Origin of the sequence: Streptomyces sp. NPDC058964, from assembly GCF_042741275.1 — a bacterium.
In the GTDB taxonomy this organism is placed as follows: Bacteria; Actinomycetota; Actinomycetes; order Streptomycetales; family Streptomycetaceae; genus Streptomyces.
This window is the reverse complement of sequence record NZ_JBHYKH010000583.1, coordinates 1-1,160: the sequence shown is the minus strand read 5'-3', so window position 1 is coordinate 1,160 and position 1,160 is coordinate 1. Positions and strand designations below refer to the sequence as shown.

Annotated in this window: 3 protein-coding genes; 2 read left to right on the top strand and 1 reads right to left on the bottom strand. The window is 72.2% G+C overall.

From position 1 onward, the window contains the following. On the top strand, nt 1-272 hold a 272-nt coding region (locus tag ACFW2E_RS40775; protein WP_384475346.1), incomplete at its 5' end, for a helix-turn-helix transcriptional regulator. A gap of 56 nt (nt 273-328) precedes the next feature. Then, nucleotides 329-550 carry an MbtH family protein gene (locus ACFW2E_RS40770; RefSeq protein ID WP_384475343.1) on the top strand — a complete coding sequence of 74 codons (222 nt, stop codon included), beginning with the start codon at nt 329-331 and terminating at the stop codon, nt 548-550. Here the strand turns inward: ACFW2E_RS40770 and ACFW2E_RS40765 are convergent. After that, a partial coding sequence (locus tag ACFW2E_RS40765; RefSeq protein WP_384475340.1) for a hypothetical protein occupies nt 515-1,160 on the bottom strand: 646 nt, incomplete at its 5' end. The genes ACFW2E_RS40770 and ACFW2E_RS40765 overlap by 36 nt on opposite strands.

Genomic DNA, 1,160 nt, shown 5'->3' with positions numbered 1-1,160 from the left:
TCCTGCCGGGCCGGGCGGGCGCGGCCGACCTGCCCGACGCCCCCCGGCAGACGACGCACGCCGAACTCGACGCGAAACTCAGCGAGTCGGAGAAGAGGGTGGCCATGCTCGCCGTGCACGGCCACACCAACCGGGAGATCGCCCTGAAGCTGTACATCACCGTCAGCACGGTCGAGCAGCACCTGACCCGCGTCTACCGGAAGCTGAACATCACCCGCCGCCAGGACCTGCCCGTCGATCTCCCGTTCAGCGAGGCGCTGGACCTGGCGTGAGAGACGGAACCGGACCCCGCGCGAGAGACAGCGTGAGCGACAGAAGGAGTACGACCATGAGCGGTACGCCGTTCGAGAACCCCGACGCCGACTACCTGGCGCTGGTCAACGACGAGGGCCAGTACTCGGTATGGCCCGCCGGGAACGAGGTGCCCGCCGGCTGGCGCGTCGCCCTCGAGCGATCGCCCCGGCAGACCGTGCTCGACCACATCGAGCGCAACTGGACCGATCCGCGGCCCCCCTCACTGCGGGCCCCCGACGGGCAGGCGGGCGTGTGACGCCCTCGCGTACACCGCCTGGCAGCCCGGGACGATGAACAGGGACTCGCGCAGCGCCGAGGCGGACTCGGTCGTCAACTCCTCGACCGTGTCCGCCTCCTCGTACATCAGCGCCCGCTCCAGCTCGAAGTAGTGGAGGTTGAACGCGTCGACCCGCCGCTGGTAGAGCCACCAGCGGCGGCTCTCCTCGGGACTGCCGTGCTCCCGCAGATACGCGGCCGTCAGCTGCTCCTCCAGCCGGTGCGCGAGGCGTTCGGAGGTGAGCCGAGCACGGATGCCGGTGCCCGGCCGGGCCCGTTCGTACAGACAGTGGCCCAGCTCGTGGGCGACTCCGGCCAGCGCCCCGACGGTCGGGCCGTCGGCGCCGAGGATCACGGCGGCGTGCGGGGGGCCGACGGTACGGAAGGGCGTGCGGCGCTCGGCGAGCGAGGACTCGGCGAGGATGCGCAGCACCCGGTCGCGCCAGGGACGCAGCTGGGGAAGTTCCGGCAGGATCTCGGCGGCCGGCGCGTGCGTGGGATGGCTCAGGATCAGGTCGTCGGCCGGCAGCGGCAGGGGCAGCTCGGCCAGGTGCACGAGCATGGAGCGGCGCAGGGGCAGCACGGCCGTG